At 67.1% G+C, this 26,552-nt stretch carries 22 protein-coding genes; 14 read left to right on the top strand and 8 right to left on the bottom strand.

Annotated features, from left to right (window positions below; translation table 11 throughout):
* The first annotated feature begins 214 nt into the window (after positions 1-214).
* Positions 215-2,446, top strand: a complete 2,232-nt coding sequence (locus ABC419_RS07980) for an RNA degradosome polyphosphate kinase (RefSeq protein ID WP_412877799.1) — start codon at positions 215-217, stop codon at positions 2,444-2,446.
* Positions 2,446-3,936 (top strand): Ppx/GppA phosphatase family protein, encoded by a 1,491-nt coding sequence (locus tag ABC419_RS07975; protein WP_412877800.1) that lies wholly within the window; start codon positions 2,446-2,448, stop codon positions 3,934-3,936. The genes ABC419_RS07980 and ABC419_RS07975 overlap by 1 nt, the downstream gene beginning before the upstream one ends.
* A 235-nt stretch (positions 3,937-4,171) precedes the next feature.
* Here the strand turns inward: ABC419_RS07975 and rnd are convergent, their stop codons facing one another.
* Positions 4,172-5,326, bottom strand: coding sequence for a ribonuclease D (rnd, locus tag ABC419_RS07970; RefSeq protein ID WP_412877801.1), 1,155 nt, complete (start codon positions 5,324-5,326; stop codon positions 4,172-4,174).
* Between the two features lie 81 nt (positions 5,327-5,407).
* Here rnd and purM point away from each other — a divergent pair, with 81 nt between their 5' ends.
* On the top strand, positions 5,408-6,445 hold the full coding sequence (gene purM, locus ABC419_RS07965) for a phosphoribosylformylglycinamidine cyclo-ligase (protein WP_412877802.1): 1,038 nt from the start codon (positions 5,408-5,410) through the stop codon (positions 6,443-6,445).
* A 232-nt stretch (positions 6,446-6,677) separates the two neighbouring features.
* On the opposite strand, the gene ABC419_RS07960 is transcribed toward purM, so the two are convergent.
* Positions 6,678-8,270 carry a S10 family peptidase gene (locus tag ABC419_RS07960; protein ID WP_412877803.1) on the bottom strand — a complete coding sequence of 531 codons (1,593 nt, stop codon included), beginning with the start codon at positions 8,268-8,270 and terminating at the stop codon, positions 6,678-6,680.
* A 202-nt stretch (positions 8,271-8,472) separates the two neighbouring features.
* Here ABC419_RS07960 and purN point away from each other — a divergent pair, with 202 nt between their 5' ends.
* A complete protein-coding gene (gene purN, locus ABC419_RS07955) occupies positions 8,473-9,057 on the top strand; it encodes a phosphoribosylglycinamide formyltransferase (RefSeq protein ID WP_412877804.1) in 585 nt (194 codons plus the stop codon).
* Between the two features lie 115 nt (positions 9,058-9,172).
* Positions 9,173-11,230, top strand: a complete 2,058-nt coding sequence (locus tag ABC419_RS07950) for a M13 family metallopeptidase (protein ID WP_412877805.1) — start codon at positions 9,173-9,175, stop codon at positions 11,228-11,230.
* Positions 11,231-11,424: 194 nt separating this feature from the next.
* Here the strand turns inward: ABC419_RS07950 and ABC419_RS07945 are convergent, their stop codons facing one another.
* Together ABC419_RS07945 and ndk are read right to left on the bottom strand one after the other, a co-directional pair.
* Entirely contained in the window at positions 11,425-11,637 is a 213-nt protein-coding gene (locus ABC419_RS07945; protein ID WP_040346808.1) for a YMGG-like glycine zipper-containing protein, read from the bottom strand.
* 125 nt (positions 11,638-11,762) lie between these two features.
* Positions 11,763-12,182: a nucleoside-diphosphate kinase gene (gene ndk, locus ABC419_RS07940; RefSeq protein ID WP_087139197.1), complete on the bottom strand. Its 420-nt coding sequence runs from the start codon at positions 12,180-12,182 to the stop codon at positions 11,763-11,765.
* Between the two features lie 103 nt (positions 12,183-12,285).
* On the opposite strand from ndk, the gene ABC419_RS07935 reads away from it, so the two are divergent.
* Together ABC419_RS07935 and ABC419_RS07930 are read left to right on the top strand one after the other, a co-directional pair.
* The gene (locus ABC419_RS07935) at positions 12,286-14,166 is read left to right on the top strand and encodes an ABC-F family ATP-binding cassette domain-containing protein (RefSeq protein WP_412877806.1); all 1,881 of its coding nucleotides are present in this window, start codon (positions 12,286-12,288) and stop codon (positions 14,164-14,166) included.
* The gene (locus ABC419_RS07930) at positions 14,166-14,408 is read left to right on the top strand and encodes a DUF2164 family protein (RefSeq protein ID WP_003165418.1); all 243 of its coding nucleotides are present in this window, start codon (positions 14,166-14,168) and stop codon (positions 14,406-14,408) included. Before ABC419_RS07935 ends, ABC419_RS07930 begins: the two co-directional genes overlap by 1 nt.
* 125 nt (positions 14,409-14,533) lie before the next feature.
* Here the strand turns inward: ABC419_RS07930 and ABC419_RS07925 are convergent, their stop codons facing one another.
* The 4 genes from ABC419_RS07925 to ABC419_RS07910 are packed head-to-tail and all read right to left on the bottom strand — an operon-like array spanning position 14,534 to position 17,155.
* The gene (locus ABC419_RS07925) at positions 14,534-14,836 is read right to left on the bottom strand and encodes a hemolysin (RefSeq protein ID WP_412877807.1); all 303 of its coding nucleotides are present in this window, start codon (positions 14,834-14,836) and stop codon (positions 14,534-14,536) included.
* A 17-nt stretch (positions 14,837-14,853) separates the two neighbouring features.
* Positions 14,854-15,183, bottom strand: coding sequence for a hypothetical protein (locus ABC419_RS07920; RefSeq protein WP_292057351.1), 330 nt, complete (start codon positions 15,181-15,183; stop codon positions 14,854-14,856).
* Between the two features lie 8 nt (positions 15,184-15,191).
* Positions 15,192-15,653: a DNA polymerase III subunit chi gene (locus ABC419_RS07915; protein WP_412877808.1), complete on the bottom strand. Its 462-nt coding sequence runs from the start codon at positions 15,651-15,653 to the stop codon at positions 15,192-15,194.
* Positions 15,654-15,679: 26 nt separating this feature from the next.
* Positions 15,680-17,155 carry a leucyl aminopeptidase gene (locus tag ABC419_RS07910; RefSeq protein ID WP_412877809.1) on the bottom strand — a complete coding sequence of 492 codons (1,476 nt, stop codon included), beginning with the start codon at positions 17,153-17,155 and terminating at the stop codon, positions 15,680-15,682.
* A gap of 157 nt (positions 17,156-17,312) precedes the next feature.
* On the opposite strand from ABC419_RS07910, the gene ABC419_RS07905 reads away from it, so the two are divergent.
* From ABC419_RS07905 to ABC419_RS07875, 7 genes are all read left to right on the top strand, one after another.
* Complete coding sequence (locus tag ABC419_RS07905) at positions 17,313-18,446, top strand: LptF/LptG family permease (RefSeq protein ID WP_200166836.1); 1,134 nt, start codon at positions 17,313-17,315, stop codon at positions 18,444-18,446.
* Positions 18,443-19,546 (top strand): LPS export ABC transporter permease LptG, encoded by a 1,104-nt coding sequence (lptG, locus tag ABC419_RS07900; protein WP_125899773.1) that lies wholly within the window; start codon positions 18,443-18,445, stop codon positions 19,544-19,546. The genes ABC419_RS07905 and lptG overlap by 4 nt, the downstream gene beginning before the upstream one ends.
* Before the next feature lie 56 nt (positions 19,547-19,602).
* Positions 19,603-22,077, top strand: coding sequence for an LPS-assembly protein LptD (locus tag ABC419_RS07895; RefSeq protein WP_412877810.1), 2,475 nt, complete (start codon positions 19,603-19,605; stop codon positions 22,075-22,077).
* A gap of 102 nt (positions 22,078-22,179) precedes the next feature.
* Positions 22,180-23,556, top strand: a complete 1,377-nt coding sequence (locus ABC419_RS07890; protein ID WP_207896327.1) for a peptidylprolyl isomerase — start codon at positions 22,180-22,182, stop codon at positions 23,554-23,556.
* On the top strand, positions 23,553-24,572 hold the full coding sequence (pdxA, locus tag ABC419_RS07885) for a 4-hydroxythreonine-4-phosphate dehydrogenase PdxA (protein ID WP_412877811.1): 1,020 nt from the start codon (positions 23,553-23,555) through the stop codon (positions 24,570-24,572). Before ABC419_RS07890 ends, pdxA begins: the two co-directional genes overlap by 4 nt.
* Before the next feature lie 8 nt (positions 24,573-24,580).
* Positions 24,581-25,393: a 16S rRNA (adenine(1518)-N(6)/adenine(1519)-N(6))-dimethyltransferase RsmA gene (gene rsmA, locus ABC419_RS07880; RefSeq protein ID WP_412877812.1), complete on the top strand. Its 813-nt coding sequence runs from the start codon at positions 24,581-24,583 to the stop codon at positions 25,391-25,393.
* A complete protein-coding gene (locus ABC419_RS07875) occupies positions 25,390-26,547 on the top strand; it encodes a pyridoxal phosphate-dependent aminotransferase (RefSeq protein WP_412877813.1) in 1,158 nt (385 codons plus the stop codon). The genes rsmA and ABC419_RS07875 overlap by 4 nt, the downstream gene beginning before the upstream one ends.
* Positions 26,548-26,552: the final 5 nt, after the last annotated feature.

Here is a 26,552-nt window from a genome sequence, read left to right as displayed (position 1 = left end):
TACCCGCTCATCCCGGCGGACGCCGGGATCCAGTGCTTTGACTGCAAACTCGCGCGTGGATGGGTGAGCAGGTTTTTTTAGCGGGGCGACTGAGGCTCTTACTGGATCCCGGCGTCCGCCGGGATGAGCGGAATTATAGGTGGCGCTCCAAAGTCTCACCCGCCGCGACACAATCGCGGTTGCAGCCGTCACAGGCGCGAGCGACAACGGAATCATGACTGATCTCGCGCCCATCGCCGTCGACACCACCGGCGAGGAAGTCCCTTCCTCGCGCGCCCCGCAGCTGGAGCTGTCCGAGGCGCTGATGGCCTCGCCCGAGCGGTTCATCAACCGCGAGCTGTCCTGGCTGGCCTTCAACGGCCGGGTGCTGGAAGAGGCGGCGAACGAGGGCCACCCCCTGCTGGAGCGGGTGCGCTTCCTGTCCATCTCGGCCAACAACCTGGACGAGTTCTTCATGACCCGCGTCGCCGGTCTGAAAGGACAAGTGCGCGAGCGCGTCCGCGTGGTCTCGCCCGACGGCCTGACCCCCGCCGAACAGTTGGAGCAGGTCAATGCGGCGGCAGGCGGCCTGATGGCCGAACAGCAGCGTCAGTGGCGCGTCCTGCGCAAGGAGATGGCCGCCGCGGGCATCGAGATCGTCGAGCGCAGCCGTATCACCAAGACCGAGCGCGAGCGGCTGGAGCCGGAGTTCCTGAACCAGTTGTTCGCCGTCCTGACGCCGATGGCCATCGACCCGGCGCATCCCTTCCCCTTCCTGCCCAACCTCGGCTTCTCGCTGGCGCTGAAGCTGCGGCGCAACAGCGACAACCGCGTCCTCTATGCTCTGGTGCCGGTGCCGACGCAGGTGCGGCGCTTCTGGGCGCTGGCGACAGACGGGCGTTCCACGCCGGGGCGCACGCGCTACGTCTCGCTGGAAAACCTGCTGCTGCTGTTCATCGACCACATGTTTCCGGGCTGCGAGATCCTGGAAAAGGGTCTGTTCCGCCTGATCCGCGATTCCGACATCGAGATCGAGGAAGAGGCCGAAGACCTGGTCATGGAGTTCGAGGAAGCGCTGAAGCAGCGCCGCATGGGCTCGGTCGTCCGCATCAAGATCCAGGCGGACATGCCGGACGACCTGCGCGACTTCATCATCGCCCAGCTTCACGCCCAGCCGCAGGACGTGGTGCTGGTCGACGGCATGCTGGGACTGGCCCAACTGTCCGAACTGATCCCCGGCGGCCACCCCGACCTGAAGTTCAAGGGTTATGAGCCGCGCTACCCCGAGCGGGTGCGCGACAACGGCGGCGACATCTTCGCGGCCGTGCGCGAAAAGGATATGCTGATCCACCACCCGTTCGAGAGCTTCGACGTGGTGGTCCAGTTCCTGCGTCAGGCGGCGCGCGACCCGCACGTCATCGCCATCAAGCAGACGCTCTATCGCACCTCCAAGGACAGCCCCATCGTCGCCGCCCTGATCGAGGCGGCCGAGAACGGCAAGAACGTCACCGCCCTGGTCGAGCTGAAGGCCCGCTTCGACGAAGAGGCCAACCTGCGCTGGGCGCGTCAGATGGAGCGGGCGGGCGTCCACGTCGTCTTCGGCTTCGTCGAGTACAAGACCCACGCCAAGATGAGCGTCGTCGTGCGGCGCGAGGGCGACAGCCTTCGCACCTACTGCCACTTTGGCACCGGCAACTATCACCCGGTCACGGCCAAGATCTACACGGACCTGAGCCTGTTCACCTGCGACCAGGCGCTGGGCCGCGACGCGACGCGGGTGTTCAACTACATCACCGGTTACGCCGAGCCGGACGAGTTGGAAGCCCTGGTCGTCTCGCCGCTGAACATGAAGACCAGCCTGATCGAGATGATCGGCAAGGAGATGGCCGCCGCCGCCAAGGGCAAGCCCGCCGCCATCTGGGCCAAGATGAACGCCCTGGTCGACCCGGAGATCATCGACGCCCTGTATCGCGCCAGCCAACAGGGCGTGCGCATCGAACTGGTCATCCGGGGCATCTGCTGCCTGCGTCCCGGCGTGACCGGCCTGTCGGAGAACATTCGGGTCAAGTCCATTGTCGGCCGATTCCTGGAGCACAGCCGCATCGTCGCCTTCGCCAACGGCCACGATCTGCCCAGCAACCGGGCGCGGGTCTACATCTCCTCGGCCGACTGGATGCCGCGCAATCTGGACCGTCGGGTCGAGGCGATGACGCCGATCCTGAACGCCACCGTCCACGATCAGGTGCTGGACCAGATCATGGTCGCCAATCTGAAGGACGACGCCCAGAGCTGGGTTCTGGCCTCGGACGGCTCGTATCGGCGGGTGATCCCCAGCGGGTCGGAGCGGCCCTTCTCGGCGCACAAGTACTTCATGACCAACCCCAGCCTCTCCGGGCGCGGCCGCAAGGTGAAGACCCTGCCCGGCGCCCTGTCCTATCCAGGCCTCAAGCCGCGGAAGCGCCGCTGATGAGCCCCGAGCGCGAATACGAATCGAAACAGATCGCCGTCATCGACATCGGCTCCAACTCGGTGCGCCTTGTGCTGTACCGGCTGGAAGGCCGCGCGGTCTGGACCATGTTCAACGAGAAGGTTCTGGCCGGTCTGGGCCGCGATCTGGCCGCCACCCGGCGCCTGTCCGAACCGGGCGTAGTCATGGCCATGACGGCGCTGCGCCGCTTCGCCGCCGTGATCGAAGGCGTCCAGCCGGATCAGGTGCTGGTCGCCGCCACCGCCGCCGTGCGCGAGGCCGAGGACGGTCCCCTGTTCTGCGAGCGCGTGGCCGCCGAGACGGGGCTGCGCATCCGCGTCCTGAGCGGCGAGGAAGAGGCGAAATATTCGGCGCTGGGCGTGCTGGCGGGCGATCCGGGCGCGCGCGGCGTGGCCGCCGACATGGGCGGGGCCAGTCTGGAGCTGACGCGCATCGGCGACGGTCCGCGGGGCAAGGGCGTGACCCTGCCGCTGGGCCCCTTCGCCCTGCTAGACGCCAAGGGCTTCGACGCCGATCGCCTGCGGACGCGCATCGCCAGACGGCTGGAGCCGATCCAGGACGACTATGCGACCTCGACGCTCTACGCCGTCGGCGGCGCATGGCGCAGCCTGGCCCAGATGCATATGGCGATGGTCGAGCACCCGATCCGCATCGTCCACCAATACGTCCTGAACGCCGCCGACGCCCGCGATATGGCCCGGCTGGTCGCGCGTCAGTCCCGCGCCTCGCTGGAGAAGCTGCCCGGCCTGTCCAAGCGCCGCGCCGAGACCCTGCCCTACGCCGCCCTGGTGCTGGAGGGGCTGATCGACCGGCTGGGGCTTGGCTCGATCATCTTCTCGGCCTGGGGCGTGCGCGAGGGGCTGCTGTATGACGGCATGGAGCCCGCCATGCGGGCCGTCGATCCGCTGCTGGCCGGATGTTCGGCCTGGGGCGGCCGCCAGGGCGTGGACCCCGCCCTGCCCCGCGCCCTGGACGGCTGGCTGCAGTCGGTCGCCTCGGCCCTACCTGAAGTGTTCGGCGAGGAACGCGACGCCCTGCTGACGTCCTCGGTGTGCCGCCTGGCCGACCTGGGCGCGCGCCTGCACCCGGACCACCGCACCAACCTGGTGTTCGATCAGGTGCTGTGGTCGCCCATTCCGGGCCAGACCCACGCCGAACGCGCCTTCATGGCCGTGGCCATGAACGCCCGCTATGGCGGCGAAGCGCGCACACCCGCGCCGGACACGGTCAACCGCCTGCTGTCGGAAAAGGGCCAGAAGCGCGCCCGCGCCCTGGGCCTGGCCATGCGGCTGGCCTGCGACCTGTCCGGCCGCTCGCCGCAGCTTCTCGCCAACGCCACGGCCACGGTCGAGAAAGGCGCCCTGCGCGTCACCGCCGCCAACGGCTACGCCGACATGCTGCTGGGCGAACAGACGAAACGCCGGGCCAAGGCCCTGGCCGAAGCGATGGATCTGACGTTGAAAATCTAAAACCCTCTCCCGATGGGAGAGGGCTTGAGCCTCCAAGAGCCGAAGGCGATTGGCCAAGGCAAAAGGGTGAGGGTTCGCGCGCGAAGTCGGCCGCAGGCCCCCGCGCAACGACTCACGCCGACTGACAGGACAAACCCCTCACCCTTTGGCTGCTACCCGCCGCCCTTCGGGTCGCGCAAAGAACGATCGCTACACTCTCGTGCGCTCAAGCCCTCTCCCGCCGGGAGAGGGTTGATCAGCCCTCGATCTCGACCACTTCGACGCGGGCGCCGTTCAGCACCAGGGCGATCTCGCCCTTCTTGAGCTTCAGCGCGTCCTCGCCAAACAACTGGCGGCGCCAGCCCTTCATGGCTTCGACGTCGGCGTTGTCGTTCAGCGCGATCTTCTCCAGATCGGAGACGGTGGCGATCAGCTTGGCCGCCACGCCCGCGTTGTCGCTCTTGGCCTTCAGCAGCACCTTCAGCAGTTCCACCACCGAGGGCGGCGCCGGCTGGTTGTTGGCCGGACGCTCCAGCTTGGGCGCATGGGCTTCCGGGTCGGCCAGGACGCGCTTCAGTTCCGCCGCCAGCTCCAGCCCCAGACGCGAGCCGCCGAAGCCCTTGGGCACCGAGCGCAGGCGGTTGAAGGCGTCCGGGTCGGTCGGCGCCTGGACGGCGATCTCGTCGATGGCCTCGTCCTTCAGGATGCGGCCGCGCGGCTGGTCGCGCTCCTGGGCCGCGCGCTCGCGCCAGACGGCGACAGCGACAAAGGCGGCCAGATATTTGGCGTTGAACTTCTTCGGCTTCAGCCGCTTCCAGGCGTTCTCGGGCGAGGTGTCGTAGAGGGCCGGGTCCGTGACGGCGCCCATTTCCGACATGACCCAGTCCAGACGACCTTCCTTCTGCAGCCGGTCGCGCAACTTGGGATAGAGGGCCGACAGGTGCGTCACGTCGCCAAGGGCATAGGTCAGCTGCGCATCCGACAGCGGACGGCGCGCCCAGTCGGTGAAGCGGCTGCCCTTGTCCAGCTCCTGACCCAGCATCTGACGGACCAGGGCCTCATAGCTGACCTGATCGCCGAAACCGGCGGCCATGGCGGCGACCTGGGTGTCGAACAGCGGGCGCGGCATGGCGCCCAGCTTGTTGAAGATCTCCACGTCCTGCCGGGCGGCGTGGAAGACCTTCAGAATCGATTCGTCCCGCAGGATGTCGAGGAAGGGCGTCATATCCAGCCCCTCCGCCATCGGATCGATGATGGCGGCGTCCGTAGGCGAAGCCGCAGCCTGAATCAGGCAGAGCTTGGGCCAGTAGGTCGTTTCCCGCATAAATTCCGTATCAACGGTGATGTACGGGGCCTTGGCCAAACGATCGCAGAAGGCGATCAGCGCGTCATTGGTGGTGATTGGCGTCATTCCGATGCTATAGCCCCGCGCGACGCCGTCGTGGCAAGAGCGCCGCGACATATTTTCGCCCCCGATTTCGAGCCGTGACCGATGAGCGACACCCCTGAGGCCCTGAAAAACGGTCTGACCTACGCCGACGCAGGCGTGGATATCGACGCCGGAGAACAGCTGGTCAACGCGATCAAGCCCCTGGCCAAGTCCACGCGCCGCCCCGGCGCAGAGGCCTCGCTGGGCGGTTTCGGCGCCCTGTTCGACCTGAAGGCCGCCGGTTTTGAAGACCCGCTGATCGTCACCACCACGGACGGCGTCGGCACCAAGCTGAAGATCGCCATCGAGACCGGCCGCCATGATGGCGTGGGCGTCGATCTGGTCGCCATGTGCGTCAACGACCTGCTGGCCCAGGGCGCCGAGCCGCTAATGTTCCTGGACTACTACGCCACGGGCAAGCTGGACGTGGACGCCGCGCGCCGCGTCGTCGCCGGCATCGCCGAGGGTTGCCGCCAGTCGGGCAGCGCCCTGGTCGGCGGCGAGACGGCCGAAATGCCGGGCATGTATTCGGGCGGCGACTACGACCTGGCCGGCTTCTCGGTCGGCGCGGTCGAGCGCGGCAAGGTTCTGCCCTATCTGGACCAGCAGAAGCCGGGCGACGTCATCATCGGCCTGGCCTCCTCGGGTCCGCACTCGAACGGCTATTCGCTGATCCGCAAGGTGGTCGAGAAGTCCGGCCTGGCCTGGGGCGACGACGCCCCCTTCGCCAAGGACCAGACCCTGGCCCAGGCCCTGATGGAGCCGACCCGCATCTATGTGAAGCCGGTCCTGCCGCTGATGAAGGCCGACCTGATCAAGGGCGCGGCCCACATCACGGGCGGCGGCCTGATCGAAAACCCGCCGCGCTGCATCGCCGAGGGCCTGGAAGCCAGCTTCGACTGGGACTCCTGGCCGATGCCCGCGGTCTTCCAGTGGCTGGGCGAGACGGGCGGCATTTCGGACCACGAGATGCGCCGCACCTTCAACTGCGGCGTGGGCTTCATCCTGATCGTCGCGCCGGAGAACGTCGAGCCGGTGCTGGCCGCCCTGCTGAACGCGGGCGAGACGGCGTTTGTCTGCGGACAACTGCAGGCGGCGTAAGGCGACAGCCTTCCGACAAGACAAAAGCCCCCGGTCAACGCGGCCGGGGGCTTTTTTGCGTCCACGCTTCTTCCGCTCACCCCGGCGGACGCCGGGGCCCAGTGAGAACCTCAAGCGCCGAGCCGAAGGCCAAAGCACTGGATCCCGGCGTCCGCCGGGATGAGCGGGCATAAAGAGAAAAAGGCCCCGATCGCGTTGACCGGGGCCTTCCTTGTTCAGACTGTCGCCAAGATCAGCGCAGGCCGCCGTTCTGCGTCTCGTCGTAGAACTTGGCCATGTCGGTGTAGAGCTGCTCCAGCGCCGGGCGGGCCGTGTACATCATGTGGCCGCCTTCATAGTAGGTGAACTCCAGGTTCCCGCGCAGGTGCGGCTCCAGCATCATCTGGGCCAGGTCGTACTCCGTGCTGAAGAAGGGCGTGGCGGCGTCGTAGTAGCCGTTCAGCGCCAGCACCTTCAGGTGCGGATTGCGGCGGATGGTCGTGGCCAGGTCGACCGCCGTGTTCGGCGTCGTCTGCGGGCCGCCGACCGGCGGGCGGTGGCTCCAGTCCCAGTCAAAGCCCGGCAGGCCGCGCGCCGACTGGCGATAGTCCATGTCGGTGCGGTAGTTCAGCGTCGTGGCCACATAGTCGCGGAAGATGCTGAAATAGGCGCCGGTGATGGCGCTGCTGGAGGGGTCTTCCTCGGGCGAGCCGCCGACCGCATTGGCGTCGATGCCCAGGTAGCGGGTGTCCAGACGGCCGACCGTCTGGCGACGATCGCGCAGCAGCTCCTTGCGGAAGGGGCTCAGCTCAAGGCGCAGATTGGCCTGATCCAGAACGTCCGGCGAAATGCCGATCAGGGCGCTCATCTGCTGGGCGATCTGGGCGCGCTCGGCGTCCGAGATCAGATGCCCCTTCGACAGGGCGGCCGAGTACGGGCCGATGGCGAATTCACGGGCGCGCTGGACGTGTTCCTCCAGGCTGGGCTTGTTCGGGATCTTGTTGTGATACCAGGCCGTCGCCGCATAGGTCGGCAGCAGGGTGACGAAGTTCTGCGGATAGCCCGGCTGGCGCACGCCGTAGTTCATGATCGACGACAGCAGGACCACGCCGTTCAGCGACATGCCGCGGCTTTCCAGCTGATGCACCAGGGCGCCCGCGCGCAAGGTGCCGTAGCTTTCGCCCAGCACGTATTTCGGGCTGGACCAGCGGTCGAACTTGGTCGTGTAGCGCATGATGGCGCGGGCGAAGGTGTCCGCGTCCTGATCCACGCCCCAGAAGGCCGAACCCGGCGTCTCGCCCAGCGGGCGCGAATAGCCGGCGCCGACCATGTCGATGAAGACCAGGTCGGTCTTGTCCAGCAGGGTCATGTCGTTGGGCGCGAGGTTGAACGGCCCCGGACGCTCGACCACCGGGGCGTCGGTCTGGACCCGCATCGGGCCGAAGGCGCCCATGTGCAGCCACACCGTCGGCGAACCCGGCCCACCGTTGAACATATAGGTGATCGGGCGACGACCGACCGGCTGGCCGTCCAGCGTATAGGCCACATAGAAGAGGCTGGCTGTCGGCATGCCCGCGTCGTTGCGGACTGTCAGCGTCCCCGCCGTCGCCTTATAGCGCAGGGTGCGGCCGTGGGCGTTGATCGAGTGGCTGGTGGTCACTTCCGTTTCATCGGCCGTGGCGCGCGCCCAGTTCTTTTCGATCTGTTCGGCGGTGACATTGCGCAGGCGATCAGAGGCCGAGCGGACCGGCCCCGAACCGCCGCTGGACGCGGCTTCCTGAGCCATGGAAACGGCCGGCGCGGCCAACAGGGCCGCAGCGCAGGCGGCGGTCAACAGACGACGCATATAGGATACTCCCCCTAGGATGCCGGACTCTCCGGCGGATCGACGCTAGCGCCGCCGTTTCCGAAGAAGCAACGGAGTTTGCGTCAGTTGGTCGATATTCGTTCGGCGGCGCTGCGCCCTCCCCTTCGCCTTGCAGTCCCTCTTGCTAAGTCGCCGTCGGGGCCGCATGGCAGTCGCGCCTTTTTCAACGCGTGAGCCGCCCATGTCCGTCGCCAAAACCCGCGTCGCCGTCCTGATCTCGGGAACCGGCTCGAACATGGCCAGCCTGATCGCAGCGGGTCAGACGGCGGACGCGCCCTATGAAGTCGTGGTCGTCATCTCCAACATCGCGGGCGCAGGCGGCCTGACCAAGGCCGAGGCGGCGGGCGTCGAGGCGTTGACCGTCGAGCACAAGCCCTTCGGCAAGGACCGCGAGGCGCATGAACGCGCCCTCGACGCCCTGCTGGTCGAGCGCGGCGTCCAGGTCGTGGCCCTGGCCGGATACATGCGCCTGCTGACCCCGTGGCTGGTCGGCAAATGGGCGGACCGGATGTTGAACATCCACCCGTCGCTGCTACCGCTCTATCCCGGCCTGAACACCCATGCCCGCGCCATCGAGGCCGGCGACCTTGAGGCGGGCTGCACCGTCCACATCGTCACCGAGGGCGTTGACGAAGGCCCGATCCTGGGCCAGGCGCGCGTGCCGATCCAGCCCGGCGACACGCCCGACATCCTGGCCGAACGGGTCAAGGCGGCGGAGCACGGCCTTTATCCCCAGGCGCTCGCCGATTTCATCCGCCGCGCCTGATCCTTAACGATTTTTAATGCGACAGCCGGTCGCAGCCCGCGCAGGTTGCCCGCAAGCACGGATGCGCCGTCCCGATGGCGCAATCGCGCACGTCTGCACCACTGGGAAAGACCCGATGATGAAAACTCGCCTGATGGGCGCCGCCGCCATGGCCCTCGCCCTCGCCTTCACGGCTCAACCGACCTTGGCCCAACACGCCCACGCTTCGGCCACAGCCTCGACCGCGCCCGAGATCAAGCCCTGGGGCTTCGACCTGGACGGTCGCGATCTGACGGTGAAGCCGGGCGACGACTTCAACGCCTACGCCAACGGCGTCTATCTGCGCGACACCGAGATTCCGGCCGACAAGGCCCGCTTCGGCCCGTTCGACGTCCTGTATGAGAACTCGCAGGCCCAGCTTCGCGCCATCATCGAGGCCAGCGCCGCCAATCCGGTCAACGACAACGCCCGCAAGGTCGGCGCCCTGTACGCCAGCTTCATGGACGAGGCCCGCGTGAACCAGCTGGGCGCCCAGCCCCTGGCCGCAGACCTGACCGCCATCCGCGCCGTGGCGAACCACAGCGACATGGCCCGCCTGATGGGCGCCAGCCACGAAGGCTTCGGCGGCTCCCTGTTCGGAGTGGCCGTGTTCGAGGACTTGCAAGACCCCAACGTCAACTCGGCCTATCTGGGCCAGGGCGGCCTGGGCCTGCCGGACCGCGACTATTATCTGAAGCCTGACTTCGCGACCCAGCGCGAAGCCTATGTCGGCTATGTCACGCGCGCCCTGACCGCCGCCGGCTGGAGCAACCCGGCCCAGGCCGCCGCCGACATCCTGGCCTTCGAGACCAAGGTGGCCGAGAAGCACTGGACCACGGTCGAGCGCCGCCAGATCGACAAGATCTACAACCCGACCCCGGCCGCGCAGCTGTCGACCTTCGCGCCGGGCTTCGACTGGGCCGCCTTCCTACAGGCCTCCAAGGTCGAAAGCGTGCCGACCCTGGTGCTGATGGAGAATACCGCCATCCCCGGCATCGCCCAGGTGTTCGCCGACACCCCGATCGAGACGCTGAAGGCCTGGCAGGCCTTCCAGACCGTCGATCAGGCCAGCCCCTACCTGTCCGACGCCTTCGTCGACTCGCGCTTCGAGTTCCGCGGCAAGACCCTGCGCGGCCAGCCCGAGAACCGTCCGCGCTGGAACCGCGGCGTCGCCCTGGTCGACGGCCAGCTGGGCGAGGTTCTGGGCCAGGAATACGTGCGCCTGCACTTCCCGGCTTCGTCCAAGACGCAGATGGAGCAACTGGTCGCCAATCTCAGCGCCGCCATGACCGAGCGCCTGAAGGCCCTGGACTGGATGAGCGACGCCACCCGCGAGCAGGCCATCCTGAAGATGTCCAAGTTCGGCGTGAAGATCGGCTATCCTGAGAAATGGCGCAGCTATGACGGGCTGGAGCTGACGGCGGGCGACCTCTACGGCAACGTCGAGCGCGCCTCCGCCTTCGACTGGGCCTGGAACCGCAGCAAGATCGGCCAGCCGGTCGATCCGCTGGAATGGGGCATGACGCCCCAGACGGTGAACGCCTACTACAACCCGCCGCGCAACGAGATCGTCTTCCCGGCCGCCATCCTGCAGGCGCCTTTCTTCGACCCGAACGCCGATCCGGCGGTCAACTACGGCGGCATCGGCGCCGTGATCGGCCACGAGATCACCCACGGCTTCGACGATCAGGGCCGCAAGACCGACGCCAACGGCGTGCTGCGCGACTGGTGGACGCCCGAGGACGCCGCCCGCTTCGAGGAACGCGCCAAGACGCTGGGCGCCATCTACGCCGCCGAGGAGCCGGTCCCCGGCACGCACATCAACGGCGAGCTGACCATGGGCGAGAACATCGCCGACCTGGGCGGTCTGCTGATGGCGCTGGACGCCTATAAGCGCAGCCTGAACGGCCAGCCGGCCCCGGTGATCGACGGCCTGACCGGCGAGCAGCGCGTCTTCCTGGGCTGGGCCCAGGTGTGGCGCGAGAAGTCGCGTGAAGAGGCTCTGAAAGAGCAGCTGACCACCGACCCGCACTCGCCCGGCATGGCGCGCGCCGCCACCCCGCCGCGCAACATCGACGCCTGGTACGCCGCCTTCGGCGTCACCCCGGATCAGGCGGAGTACATCGCCCCCGAAAAGCGCGCCCGCATCTGGTAAGCGGCGCGGCCGGCGACGGACAAAAGGAAAGGGCGTCGGCTTCGCGGCCGACGCCCTTTTTCTCCTCCCCATCTCATGGGGAGGTGGATCGACGCCGAAGGCGACGAGACGGAGGGGCCGCTTGGCGCCGCGACCTGTCGCAAGCCCCTCCACCACTTCGTGGTCCCCCTCACCACATAGTGGGGCGGAAAGCCTTACTCGTGCGGCTTCTTCGGCGTGGTGGCGGCGCCTGCGACGGCGCCGATGACGCCGCCGGCGACCGTCGCGCCGGTGTTGCCGCCGATCGCCTGACCGGCGACCGCGCCGCCCAGGGCGCCCGTGGCGGCGCGTTGTTCCGTCGTGGTGCCGCAGGCGGCCAGCAGGGCCGTCAGGCCGATCACCGGGGCAAGCTTCAGCATCGTCTTCATGGCGGTCATCCTTGTTCTTCTTCGAGAGACAGCGTGACCATGAAAACGAAACGGCCCGCCCCCGGTTCCGGGAGCGGGCCGCTTTATCGCTGTGTCAGGCCTCACAGAGAGGCCTGCCTCAACCCTTAGCCGACGATGTCGGCGTCCGTGAAGAACTGGGCGATCTCGATGCCGGCGTTCTCCAGCGAGTCCGAACCGTGGACCGAGTTCTCGCCGATCGACAGGGCGAACAGCTTACGGATGGTGCCTTCAGCGGCGTCGTTCGGGTTGGTGGCGCCCATGACTTCGCGGTACTTGGCGACGGCGCCTTCGGCTTCCAGCACCTGCACGACGACCGGCTCGGCGATCATCTGCGAGACCAGTTCGCCGTAGAAGGGACGCTCGGCGTGCACTTCGTAGAATTTCTTGGCTTGGGCTTCGGTCAGCTTGACGCGGCGTTGAGCCACGATACGCAGGCCAGCGCCTTCGATGACGGCGTTGATGGCGCCCGTCAGGTTGCGGCGGGTGGCGTCCGGCTTGATGATCGAGAACGTACGTTCGGTCATGGGAGTGACTTCTTGTTTGGGAGTTTGAGGGTCGGCGGCTTATAGCGAGCGCCGCACATCTTTCCAATATCCCCGCGCGTAAGCCTTTTTCTTTCCGGTTCCCATGCTGCAGATCAAAAACCTGACCTACAACGCCTGGGGCCGCGAGTTCCTGGACGACGCCTCCGTCAGCCTGCCGCCGGGCGCCAAGGTCGGCCTGGTCGGCCGCAACGGCATTGGCAAGTCGACCCTGTTCAAGCTGATCCTGGGCGAACTGGCCGCCAACGGCGACGAAATCTCCCTGCCCAAGACCGCCCGCATCGGCTCGGTCGATCAGGAACACCCCGCGACGCCCGTCAGCGTGCTGGACACCATTCTGGAAGCCGACGTCGAGCGCCACGACCTGCTGACCCGGCTGGAAACCGCCGAGCCCGAGGAAATGGGCGAGATCTGGGGCCGCCTGATCGAGATCGACGCCGACAGCGCCCCCGCCCGCGCCTCTGAAATCCTGGCGGGTCTGGGCTTCAGCCACGACGACATCCTGCGCCCGATGGCCGAGTTCTCGGGCGGGTGGCGGATGCGTGTAGCCCTGGCCGCCGCCCTGTTCGCCGAGCCGGACATGCTGCTGCTGGACGAACCGACCAACTACCTCGATCTGGAAGGCGCCCTGTGGCTGGAGCAGCGGCTGAAGCGCTATCCGCACACGGCCCTGATCATCAGCCACGACCGCGAGCTGCTGAACGGCGTCTGCACCCACATTCTGCAACTGTCGAACCGCAAGCTGGACCTCTACACCGGCAACTACGACACCTTCGAAAAGACGCGGGCCGAAAAACTGCGCCTGATGGCGTCGACCCAGGCCAAGCAAGACGCCGAACGCGCTCACCTGCAGAAGTTCATCGACCGCTTCAAGGCCAAGGCGTCCAAGGCCACACAGGCCCAGTCGCGCGTCAAGCGGCTGGAGAAGATGCAGCGCATCGAACTGCCGCCGGAAGAGCGCGTCGCCCCCTTCACCCTGCCTTCGCCCGAACGCCCCCTGCCCCCGCCGTTGATCCGGCTGGAGAAGGCCAACGTCGGCTATGAGCCGGGCAAGCCGATCCTGAAGAACCTGAACCTGCGGATGGATCTGGACGACCGCATCGGCCTGCTGGGCGTCAACGGGGCGGGCAAGTCGACCTTCGCCAAGCTGATCGCCAAGGCCCTGACCGTCGAGACGGGCGAGTTCCACCGTGACGGCAAGATGCGCGTGGGCTGGTTCCACCAGCACCAGATCGAAGCGATGGACCCGACCGACACGCCGCTGGAGATCATTCGCCGCGCCATGCCGGACGCCTCGGAGAGCAGCCGCCGCAGCCGTCTGGCCCAGTTCGGTCTGCCGTTCGAGAAGCAGGAGACCACCGTCGCGTCCCTGTCGGGCGGCGAGCGCGCGCGCCTCTTGCTGAACCTGGTGGCGATGGATGCGCCGCACATCCTGATCCTGGACGAACCGACCAACCACCTGGACATCGACAGCCGCCGCGCCCTGCTGGACGCGCTGAACGAATATACGGGCGCGGTCATCCTGATCACCCACGATCGCTCGCTGATGGAGCTGGTGGCCGACCGCCTGTGGCTGGCCGCCGACGGGTCGGTGAAGCCGTTCGAAGGCGACATGGACGACTATCAGAAGTTCGTTTTGGACCGCGCCAAGCAGGCGGGGATGAAGCCGAGCCAAGTCAAGCATGAAGAAGCCGTGGCCGAGGCTCCCGCGCCCACGCCCAAGGCCGAGAAGAAGAAGGGCCCCTCGCCCTCGACCCTGCGCCATGCGGTGAAGAAGGCGGAAGAGAAGATGGCCCAACTGACCGCCGACCTGGCGCGTCTGGACGACGATCTGGCCAACGCCGCCGTCAACGATCCGAAGAAGTTGGAAGGCCTGACCCGCTCGCGGGCCAAGACCCAGGCAGACCTGGATCAGGCCGAGATCGACTGGATCGCCGCCGAAGAAGCCCTGGCCGAGGTCTCGTGATGAGCAAAACGCCGCCCCTGCTGACCAAGGACGAGATGCAGGAGGCGTCCGCCCGTCTGCGCGCCTACCTGCGCGACGAAATGGAGGTGGAGGTCGGCCAGTTGCCCGCCGAGATGCTGGTGGAGTTCATCGGCCGCGACATCGGCCGCCTGTTCTACAACCGCGGCCTGCGCGACGCGGAGACCGTGGTGCGCCAGAAGGTAGAGGACGTCGCCGACGCCCTCTACGGCCTGGAGCGCTAAGCCCCAGCCCCTGCTTTCCGCTCACCCCGGCGGACGCCGGGGCCCAGTGAGAACTTCATCCGCCGCGTTTGCAGCCAAAGCACTGGATCCCGGCCTCCGCCGGGATGAGCGGATATTGGTTGAACTCAGCCGCAGCTGACGCGCGTCACGACGTTGGTCTTGTCGTCGTAGGTGAAGGTCACGCGGTTCTCGCGATAGTCCATGGTCGCCGCGCAACTGCTGCACAGGACGCGGAAAATACGGCCTTCCGGCGCGGTCGGAATGGTCGAGCGATTGCGGCCCACATACTCCTGATAGTCGCTGGCCTTGCAGGCGACGGGGATCGCCTCGCCGCCCGGCGTCGGTGTCGCGCCGCCGCCCTGGGTCGGGGCGCAGGCGGCCAGGGCGAGGAAGCCCACAGCGGCGCTCAGGGTCAGAATCGTCTTCATGGCGGCGTCCTTTTCGATCAGCCGCAGCGAACCTGTTCAACCAGGCCCGTCTGCTGATTATAGAAAATATTCAAGCGGTAAGGCGAGTAATCTTCAGTCACGGGACAGGTCGTGCAAGCGACGCGACGGTTCACCACATCCACCGGAACGGGAATCTGGCTGCGCGGTTTCCCGACCAGCCACTGAAGCTCGCCGGCCTTGCACATATCGCCGTCAATGCTGCGAACGCCCGGTTCGGAAAGATAGGGCCGCTCGGTCGAAGAGACCGGCGTCCGGACGGGCGCGGTCGGCTGGCCGACGGGCCGGGCGGGCGGCGAGGCGCAGGCCGACAGGGCGACCAGGCCCACGCCCAGGATCAGGCCGCCTTTTCCCAGCGGCCCTCGTCCGATTGTTTCCAGTAGGCCAGGTCGGCGCCGTCCGTCTTCAGCGTCCGCCAGCGCCCGCGCGCGTGGTTCAGCGCCTGCTCGTCCCGACCGTCGAAGATGATGAAGCAACGTGCGAACTCCTGCGTGGCCCCAAGCTCTGAATCATCGACGATGAACAGCGCCTGAGCGCCATTCAGATTCTCGCCCGATTCGGACAGAAGCACAGGCTGGCGCGCGGCATGGTCGCCATCGGCCCGTCCGTGCGGCAGGAAGCTGTCGTCGCGATAAGTCCACAACAGCTCGTCGATGTCGTCGAGCCGGTGCGAGGTCGCGCCCCGGATCAAGGCGCGCCAGCCCCGCTGAAGCGTGCGCTCCAGCAGGGTCGGCAGCACCTGGTCCAGCGTCGAGCGCTCCAGGTGGTAGAACCAGATTTCCGGCTTGGCGTCAGACACCCGGCCCTACCCCTTCAAGGACGTGTTCAGCCTTCGTAGTGGTCGGCGACCATGCGGTCGAGCAGACGCACGCCATAGCCCACGGCGCCGTCCGGCACGGTCGGGTTCTTGGAGTCCTTCACCCAGGCGGTCGAGGCGATGTCGATGTGCGCCCACGGCGTGCCGTTGGTGAAGCGTTGCAGGAACAGGGCGGCGGTGATCGAGCCGCCGGCGCGGCCGTTGCCCATGTTCTTCACATCGGCGATCGGGCTGTCGATGTGACGCTCGTATTCCGCCGGGATCGGCAGGCGCCAGGATTTCTCGCCCACCTTCGGACCGGCGTCGGCGATATTGGCGGCCAATTCGTCGCTGTTGGTGAAGACGCCCGCGTATTCCAGGCCCAGCGAGATGATGATGGCGCCCGTCAGGGTGGCCAGGTCGATCATGAACTTCGGCTTGAAGCGGTCCTGCGTGTACCAAAGCGCGTCGGCCAGCACGAGGCGGCCTTCGGCGTCGGTGTTCAGCACCTCAATGGTCTGGCCCGACATGGAGGTGACGACGTCGCCCGGACGCTGGGCGTTTCCATCCGGCATGTTCTCGACCAGGCCCAGGACGCCGACGACGTTGACCTTGGCCTTGCGGCCGACCAGGGCGTGCATGAGGCCGGCCACGGCGGCGGCGCCGCCCATGTCCCACTTCATCTCTTCCATGCCATCGGCGGGCTTCAGGCTGATGCCGCCGGTGTCGAAGCAGACGCCCTTGCCGACGAAGGCGATGGGGGCCTCGCCTTCCTTGCCGCCGTTCCACTGGATGACGGCCAGCTGGCTTTCACGCACCGAGCCCTGACCGACGCCGAGCAGCGAGCCCATGCCCAGCTTCTGCATCTCGGCCTCGCCCAGGATCTCGACCTTGGCGCCCAGGGCCTCCAACTCCTTCACGCGGCGCGCGAACTCGGCCGGGTACAGAATGTTGGCGGGCTCCGACACCAGATCGCGCGAGAACAGAACGGCGTCAGCCACGGCCGACAGCGGCTGGAAGGCGGCCTCGGCGGCCTTCACGTCCGAGGTCACGACGCGCACGGTCGTCACCGACGGGATCTTATCGGCCTTCTGCTTGGTCAGGTATTTGGCGAAGCGGTAGGCGGCCAGGCGCACGGCGAAACCGGCGCGGGCGGCCAGTTCCGGCGACAGGTGCGACGCCTCGATGGTCAGGACTTCGGCGCCCGACAGCTTGGCGGCGTGATAGGCGGCGGCGGCGGTGGTTTCGACCGCCAGATCGTCCAGCTTGTCCGCCGCGCCCGCGCCGACCAGCAGGACGGCGTTCGCGTCGATCCCGGCCGGGGCCGCGACGTTCAGGGTGCTGTTGGCCGCGCCGGTGAAGCGGCTGTTCTTCATCGCCTTGGCCAGGGCGCCCGATGCGGCCTGATCCAGCGCCGAACCGGCGCCTGCAAGGGCTCGTCCTTCGTGCGCCAGCACGGCGAGAATTTCGGCTGCGCCCGACGAAGCGACGAATTCGATTTTCATAAACTGACTCCAGACCGAGAAATCATGCCCCGGTGACGCTTGAATTTGCCATGGTCGCGGCGACGGTTTCGTCGGGGCGGCCGGATGTGTATTACATGGCTCGCATCGCCCTGGGCTGCAACACGTTCGCAGCCGATTATACGACCTTACCCGCCGCATGACCCTGATTCAGAGGTATCTTTTCCGCCAGATCGGCCTGCCCATCGTGGCGGCGGTCGCGGCGCTGGCCGGGATAGGCCTGCTGAGTCAGAGCCTTGACCAATTGGAGGTCATCGTCGAGCGCGGCCAAAGCGTCTGGGTCATGGTCAAATTGACCTTGCTGGCCCTGCCGCAGCTGATCGCCGTCATCCTGCCCATCGGCCTGTTCGTCGGCGCCCTGATCGCCCTGACGCGGCTGCAGCGCGAGCAGGAGCTGACCGCCGCCTACGCCGCCGGGGTCAGCCGCTGGGCCCTGATCCGGCCCGCCCTGCAGATCGCCCTGATCGTCACGGTCGTCGCCCTGCTGGTGAACGTCTTTGTCCAGCCCTGGGCCCAACGCGAGGGCCGTCGCCAGGCCTTCGCCATCCGCACCGATCTGGCCGCCCTGCTGGTCGAGGAAGGCCGCTTCGTCCAGGGGCCGGACGGCCTGACCGTCTACGTCCAGCAAATCGAGCAGAACGGCCTGATGAAGAACCTCTTCGTCTATCTCGATAACGGCAAGACGGTCACGACCTGGGACGCCGAGACCGCCCGCTTCGGCCGCGTCGACGGCCTGCCGGTGCTGACCATGCAGAACGGGTCGATGCAGCGCTATTCCTCGCGCGAGGTGCTGAACCAGCTGTCGTTCGACCAGCAGGTGTTCGACCTGTCGCCCTACGCCCAGACAAACGAAAGAATCCGCTTCAAACCATCGGACCTATGGCTGACGGACCTGTTCGACCCCACCCCCGCCCTGCTTGAGACCGCCGGAACGCGCGGCGAACTGGCGGCCGAGGGGCATTCGCGCCTGGCCTCGCCCCTCTACGCCCTGGCGGCCATGGCCTTTGCGCTGGCGGCCATCCTGGGCGGCGCCTTCAGCCGGATCGGCTACACAGGGCGAATCGCCAAGGCGGCGGGCGCCTTTCTGATCCTGCGCGTCATCGGCTACGGCCTGGTCGCGGCCAGCGCCTGGAACGGCGCCCTGAACATCCTGCAATACGTCGTGCCCTTGGCCGCCACGGCCCTGGCCCTGCGCATCCTGTTCCGCGCGCTCAAACCGCGCCGTCGCCGCGCCTTGTCGCCGCTGGCCCGCGTGAAGGCGAGGACCGCATGAAGCTTCGTCTCGGGCGCATCGAACGCTATGTGCTGATCCAGCAGATGAAGTCGCTGGGCGTGGCTCTGGCCGTCATCGCCGCCCTGGTCATGTTGATCGACTTCGTCGAGGTGTCGCGCGGGCTGAACTCTTCCGGCGAGTTGTCCAGCGCGCGGATCCTCGGCCTGGTGCTGGTCAAATCCCCATCCGTCATCCTCCAGCTTCTGCCCTTCGTCTTCCTGTTCGGGACATTGGGCGCCTTCGTCAGCCTGAACCGGCGCAGCGAGCTGATCGCCATGCGGGCGGCGGGCGTCTCGGCCTGGCGCTTCGTGCTTCCGGCGGCAGGCGCAGCCGTGCTGATGGGCGCGCTCACAGTGACGGTTCTGGGCCCGATGGCCGCAGCCGGAGACGGCATCTGGCAGCGCGAACGCGGTCGGATCTCCGGTTCCGTCCCCGGAGGAGAAACCGCTGAGTCGGTCTGGCTTCGCGAAGGAGACGAGAACCGGCAGATGATCATTCGCGGCGGCCGCCAGGAACAGGCCACCGGCCGTCTGCTGGACGCGACCTTCTTCATCTACACCACGACGTCCGGGGGACGGCGCGTCTTCACGGAACGGATCGACGCCGCCACCGCCGCCCTGAACGCCGGACGCTGGCGCCTGACCGACGCCAGGGGCGCCCAGACCGGACAGCGGGCCGTGCGCTACGCCACCCTGGATCTGCCCTCCAACCTGGCCGACAAGGAAGCCTTCCAGCGATTCGCCCGACCGCAATCCACGCCGTTCTGGTCCCTGCCCAACCAGATTCGCCGGATCGAGGACGCCGGGTTCGCCTCCACCGCCTATCGGCTGCGGCTGCAGCAACTTCTGGCCACGCCGCTGGTGTTCGGCGCCATGTCGATCCTGGCCGCCGCTTTTTCCTTGCGACTGATGCGCCTGGGCGATCTGGCGCGCATGACGGTCGCGGCCGTGGTGCTGGGCTTCGCCTTCTTCTTCCTGAACCAGTTCTCGTCGGCCATGGGGTCGGCTGAGGTGGTGCCGCCTATCATCGCCGCCTGGCTGCCGCCTGTATTGACGGCCCTCGCCGCCTTCACCTTGCTGTTCTATACCGAAGACGGCTAATCGAGCGGTTTCGCCCGCCCTCGCATGACAGTAGCCGGCAACAGAGTGGATAGTGCATGATCAACCGCCGCCTCCCCCGCATGGGAGCCCTGCGCCTTCGGTTGCTGACCGGGGCGGCGTTGGTCATAGGCGCGCCCTTGGCCGCAAGCCCGGTTTTAGCCCAGCAAGCTCAGGCCCCGTCGCAGACGTCGGCGACGCCTTCGCAGACACGCAACGCCGACGGCCTGACGCCTGAAGCCGTCTATGTCGACGCGGATGCAACCCAGCGTGAAGGCGAAGTCGTCTCCGCCCAGGGGTCAGCCGAGGATCGCGTGCTGGCGCGCTTTCAGGATCACAGCCTGCGCGCCCAGGACGTCACCTACGACCTGAAAAGCCGTATCGCCACGGCGTCCGGCGACGCCGAACTGACCGCGCCTGACGGATCGGTCGTGCACGCCGAGCGCATCGAGCTTGATTCCGACCTCAAGGCCGGCGTGGCCGTCGATCTGGCGACCCGCCTCGCCGACGGCTCCAGCCTGATGGCGGCGACCGCCGTACGGCGCTCTGAAACCGTCAGCGAGTTAAACCGGGTTATCTTCACGCCCTGTCCCGTCTGCGCGGCGGATGGCGGCAAGACGCCCAGCGTCTCCATCCAGGCCTCCAAGGCGGTCCAGAACGAAGAACTGCGCGCGATCCTGTATCGCGACGTGGTGTTCCGCGTGGGCGGGGTGCCGATCTTCTACCTGCCGGCCTTCTCTCACCCGGACCCGACCGTTGATCGCGCCTCAGGCTTCCTGGTCCCCTGGGGCGATTACCAGGCAGGTCGGGGCGTTTCGCTGGAGATTCCCTATCTGCACGTCATTTCCCCATCCGAGGACGTGCTGTTCAGCCCGCAATTCAACACCAAAGTCGCGCCGCTGCTGAACCTGCAATGGCGCAAGCGATTCGCCGACGGCATGATCGTGGCCCGCGGCGGCTATACCTATGGCCGCAGCTTCGGCGACTTTGATCTGGATGGCGACGGCGACGCCGAGAGCAACGTCCGCTTCGGCGACAAGACCAGCCGCAGCTATCTGCTGGCCCACGGCGCGTTCGATCCCGCAGGCCCCTGGCGCTGGGGCTTCACGGCCGAGCGCGTGTCGGACAAGACGCTGTTCGACCGTTACGACGTGCGCAACGCCTATCAGGACAACGGCCTTTACTATGGCGACAGCCGACGTCTAATCAGCCAGATCTACGCAGAGCGTCAGACCGAACGATCCTATCTGTCGGTCGCCGCCTTCTCCATGCAGAGCTTGCGGCTTGATCCGTCCTATGCCGACACGGATTTCCGTGACGCCGACGGCTATCTGGTGTTCGAGGACGACAACACTCTGCCGCTGGTGGCGCCTCTGATCGAGGCCCGGTGGGAACCGGACGGGCCCGTCTTCGGCGGCCGTCTGCGCCTGCGCGGCTCAGCCGTGGCGTTGACTCGCGATGCCTATGTCGGCTTCCCGACCCTGGCGCCCGAGTTGATTCCCGGCGGTCCCACCGACGGCCTGCCCGGCGTCGACAGCCGTCGCGTCACCGGCCAGGCGGAATGGCGCCGGACGATGATTTCCCCCATCGGCGTGCGTTGGGAGCCCTTCGTCGACCTGCGTACCGACTTCTACTCAGTGAGTGACCTGCCGCCCGCCATGGGCGTGGGAACCGAGACCTACACTCGCGCCCGGGCGAGCGCCGGTGTCGATATCAGCTATCCCCTGTACCGTCGTCTCAGCGCCTCGTCGGACCTGATTCTGGAGCCGATGGCCCAGATGTCGATCTCCAACAAGGCCGACCTGGATCCGCGCATTCCGAACGAGGACAGTCAGATCACGGAACTGGATCACCTGTCCCTTTTCCGCATGGACCGCTTCCCTGGTTACGATCTGCTGGAAGGCGGTCTGCGCTTTACGGCGGGCGCCCGCGCGACCTTGCGCTGGGACGATGTGCGTTCAGCCAGCTTCTTCATCGGCCGCAGCATGCGCGCCGATGACCAGGACGAATATCTGACGCCCATTCCTGACGATCCGACGCGTCTCTACGACCCCTCTGGCCTGGCCGGACGGACGTCGGACTGGGTGGTGCAAGGCACGTTCAATCCCTCGGATCGCATGCGCGGCTGGTTCCACGCCACGATCGACGGCAACGGAGAGATTCGTCGCGCCGAGGCGACGGTCGATGGCCGCTGGGGTCGTCGCAACCTGGCCAGTCTGAGCTATATCGTGGACAACTCCAACCCGCTGAACGGTCCGGAGAACCGCAACTACGAGTTTGTTCAGCTCTCGGGACACCAGTTCGTTTATGGCAACTGGGGCGTGGCGGTGACCGGCATCGCCGATCTGGAGCGAGACATCATCACTCGTTCGGAAGTCGGACTTCTGTTCGATGACGACTGCTTCCGAATCGAACTGGGCTGGCGTCGCGACAACACTCGGGTGCGCCCCACCGGCCCCACCGAGGGCGTCTATATTCGTCTTAACCTCGCCACTTTTGGAGGTTCAGGCTATGATCGCAACAATATGCGGTAGGCATGGCGTGCATTGCGGCTTACGGGGACGTGCGCCCTGGCGTGGCGGCGCTGACGGCGTCGCACATCGGGTTGGGACCGCTTTAGGGAATCAGGACTGACGATGCGTTTGAAGCGTTACTCTACGGGAGCCGCACTGGCCGCCCTGATGGTCGTTGCAGCCGTGGAGCCTTCATGGGCTCAGGCGACCTCGACACCCGCGCCTCAACAGCAAGGCGCCCAAGCGCAACCGGCCGCAGGCGCCCTGAACCCAGCGGCGGAAGAAGCGCCCCAGCGCGCGACCGCCGCGCCTCAGTTCCGCATGGCCGATGGCATCATCGCCACGGTCAATGACCGCATCATCACCGGCTTCGACCTGCGTCAGCGGATGCTGGTCGTCATGGCCATGTCGCAGATGCAGCCGACCGAAGAGAACATCGCCGCCATCCAGCAGCAGGCGCTCAACGATCTGATCGAGCAGCATCTGCAGGCCCAGGAAATCGCCAAATTCGATCAGCTGAAGATCACTGACGAAGAAGTCGACCGCGAAATCGCGGACATGGCGCGCCAGACCGGCGCCAGCCCCGACGCCTTCGTCTCCTTCCTTCAGCAAGGCGGCATCGCCATTCCGGCCTTCCGCGAACAGATTCGCACCGAGGTCGGCTGGCGCGATCTGGTCGGCGGCCGTTTCCGCGACCGCGCGCGGGTCAGCAAGAGCCAGGTCGATCAGGCCATGCGTCAGCTGACGGAATCCGCCACCAAGCCCCAATATCTGGTTGGTGAGATTTATATCGAGGCTGCTCGCGTCGGCGGCATGCAGGAAGCCGTGAACGGCGCGCGCCAACTGGTGCAGCAGATGATCCAGGGCGCGCCCTTCATGGCCGTCGCCCGTCAATTCTCGGCGGCTCCTTCCGCCGCGCGTGGCGGCGACGCCGGTTGGGTGGTTCAAGGCACGGTTCAGCCTGCGCTGCAAACCGTCATGGACACGCTGGAAGTCGGCCAGCTGTCGAACCCCATCCCGGTCGATGGCGGCGTTTACATCCTGTACATGCGCGACAAGCGTTCGGGCGCTTCGACCAGTATGGTCAAGATGAAGCAGATCATGGTCGAAGTGCCGGAAAATGCTGACGACGCCCAAGTAGCCGCCGCCACCCAGCGCCTGGAGGCCCTGCGCGGCCAACTGACCTGCGACAACATTCTGGACCGCGCCCGTTCGGAAACCGGCCTGCTGGGCGCGGACCTGGGCGAAAGCGACGTCGATGACCTGGCGCCGCAGTTCCAACAGGTCGCCCGCTCTGCCGAACTCGGCTCGATCAGCACGCCCGTCCGCACCCCGCTGGGCGTCCACCTGCTGGCCGTCTGCGACCGTCGCCTGGGTGGTCCGGAAGCCCCTTCGTCGCAACAGGTCGAGGCGCGTCTGCAGAATCAGAACTACGCCATGCTGGGCCGGCGTTATCTGCGTGATCTGCGCGAAGACGCCCTGATCGAAATCAAGCAATGACGATGATCCGGCCGCTCATCGTCACGATGGGCGACCCCGCCGGGGTGGGGCCGGAAATCATCGCCCGCGCCTGGTCGGTGCTGGGCTCCGCGCCCGGCCCCTTGCCGCCGGTCGTGCCCTTCGTCGTGGTCGGCGACGCCGATGTTCTGAAGGCGCAGGGCCAGCCGGTGGAAGCCGTCATCAGCCCTGCCGATGCGGCCGGTGTCTTCGGCCGCGCCATCCCTGTCCTGCACCATCCGGCGCCCGCGCCCGTGACGGCGGGCCAGCCTGAGCCCGCCAACGCCGTCGCCGTGGCGGATTGGATCGAACGCGGCGTCGATCTGGTGTTGTCGGGTGAAGGCTGCGGCCTTGTGACCGCCCCGATCGCCAAAGCGCCGATGTATGCATCCGGCTTCCGCTTTCCCGGCCACACCGAGTTCATCGCCGAACTGACCGCCGACGTCCCGTTCAGCGGCACGCGCGGCCCGGTGATGATGCTGACGGCTCAGAACCTGCGCGCCTGCCTCGTCACCATCCATGTGCCGATCGACCAGCTGCCCGAGTTGGTGACGGGCGAGCGCGTCGCTCGCGTCGCCCGCGTCGTCCACGAATCGATGAAGCGCGATTTCGGCATCACCGCCCCGCGCCTGGCCCTGGCCGCCCTGAACCCCCACGCGGGCGAAGGCGGCGCCATCGGGCTGCAGGAGGTGACGGTGCTGCGCCCCGCCGCCGAGGCCCTGCGCGCCGAAGGCCTGAACATCACCGACCCCCTGCCCGCCGACACCCTGTTCCACGAAGAGGCGCGGGCGCGTTACGACGCCGTCGTCTGCCTCTATCACGATCAGGCCCTGATCCCGGTGAAGACGCTGGACTTCTGGGGCGGAGTCAACGCCACCCTGGGTCTGCCCATCGTCCGCACCTCTCCCGATCACGGCACCGGCTTCGACATCGCCGGCAAGGGCGTCGCCCGCGCCGACAGCTTCATCGCCGCCGTCCGCCTGGCTTCTGAGATGGCGTCCGCCCGCGCGGCGCGCTAACAGGCCTCGTGACCGATCATCTGCCCTCCCTGCGTGAAACGCTCGACGCCCACGGCCTGTCGGCCAAGAAGAGCTTCGGCCAGCACTTCCTGCTGGACCTGAACGTCACGCGGAAGATCGTCCGCTACGCCGGACCGTTCGAGGGCCGCGCCGTCATTGAGGTCGGTCCCGGCCCCGGCGGCCTGACTCGCGCCCTGCTGGAAAGCGATGCGGGCAAGGTGGTGCTGGTCGAGAAGGATCCGCGCTTCATCCCCCTGCTGTCTGAACTGGACGACGGCGCGGGCCGCCTGACCATCGTCGAGGCCGACGCCCTGAAGGTGAAGGAAGCCGATCTGGTCGAGGGACCGGCGCACCTGGTCTCCAACCTGCCCTACAACGTCGGCACGCCGCTGCTGATCAAGTGGCTGACGGGGCCGTGGACGCCGTGCGCCCTGACCCTGATGTTCCAGAAGGAAGTCGCCGAACGCGTGGTGGCCCAGCCGGGCGAGGACGCCTATGGCCGTCTGGCCGTCATCAGCCAGGCCGTGGCCGAGGCGCGCATCGTCATGCACCTGCCCGCCGCCGCCTTCACCCCGCCGCCGAAGGTGGCGTCGGCCGTGGTGCATCTGATACCCTTGGCCGAGCGCCCCGCCCCCGACCGCCTGAAGCGGCTGGAACGGGTCACGGCGGCCGCATTCGGCCAGCGTCGCAAGATGCTGCGCTCCAGCCTGAAACAACTTGGCGGCGCCGCCCTGTGCGAAGCCGCTGGAATCGAACCCGACGCCCGCGCCGAGACCATCGACGTGGCGGGCTTCCTCAGATTGGCCGACGCTTTGACATGACAGTAGAAATCGAACCCTTCCGCGCCATCGCCATCAGCCGCATCGCCCATGAGATGAAGGCTGAAGGTCAGTCAGTCATCCATATGGAGTTCGGCCAGCCCTCGACCGGCGCCCCCAGCCGCGCCATCGCCGAGGCGCACCGCGTGGTCGACGCCGAGGCCGGCGGCTATTGGGAAAGCCCCAACCTGCGCGCCCGCGTGGCCAAGCTGTACAAGGACCGCTACGGCGTCGTCATCGATCCCGAGCGCGTCATCATGACAGCGGGCGCCTCGCCCGCCCTGGTGGTGGCGCTGAACATGCGATTCGCCCCCGGCGACCGCGTAGCTATCGCCCGCCCCGGCTATGTCGCCTATCGCAACACGATGAAGGCCCTGCACATCGTCCCGCAGGAGATCGACTGCGGCCCCGACGTGCGCTTCCAACTGACGGCCAAGGCCCTGCGCGAACTGGACCCCGCGCCTCAGGGCGTCATCATCGCCAGCCCCGCCAACCCGACCGGCACCGTCATCGCCGAGGACGAGTTGAAGGCCATCGTCGAGGTCTGCCGCGAGCGCAACATCAGCATCATCTCTGACGAGATCTATCACGGCATCACCTACGGCCACGACACGCCCTGCATGCTGCAGTTCGACGACAAGGCCATGATCGTGAACAGCTTCTCCAAATACTGGAGCATGGCGGGCTGGCGCCTGGGCTGGCTGATCCTGCCGGAAGAAGAGGTCCAGCAGGCCCGCGCGCGCATGGGCAACATGTTCCTGACGCCGCCGACGCTCAGCCAGTTCGCGGGGCTGGCCGCCATGGATTGCGAAGAAGAGCTGGAAGCCAACATCGACGTCTATCGCGCCAACCGCGAGCTGATGCTGAAGGCCCTGCCCGCCATGGGTCTGCGTTCGATCGCCCCGCCGGACGGCGCCTTCTACATCTATGCGGACATCGGCCACCTGACCAACGACAGCATGGCCTTCTGCGAGACCTTGGTGCGCGAAACAGGCGTGGCGACGGCGCCGGGCGTGGACTTCGACCCCGTGAACGGCAACCGCTTCATCCGCTTCAGCTTCGCCGTCTCGACGCCCGAGATCGAGGACGCCCTCAGCCGTCTGAAGCCCTTCTTCGCTGCCCGCACCGAGGAAGCGCAGGAACAGCGGACAGCCTAGAAGCG

Source organism: Brevundimonas phoenicis (assembly GCF_047237745.1).
Classification (GTDB): Bacteria; Pseudomonadota; Alphaproteobacteria; order Caulobacterales; family Caulobacteraceae; genus Brevundimonas.
The sequence above is the reverse complement of the archived record's forward strand: the minus strand, read 5'-3'. Positions and strand labels throughout refer to the sequence as shown.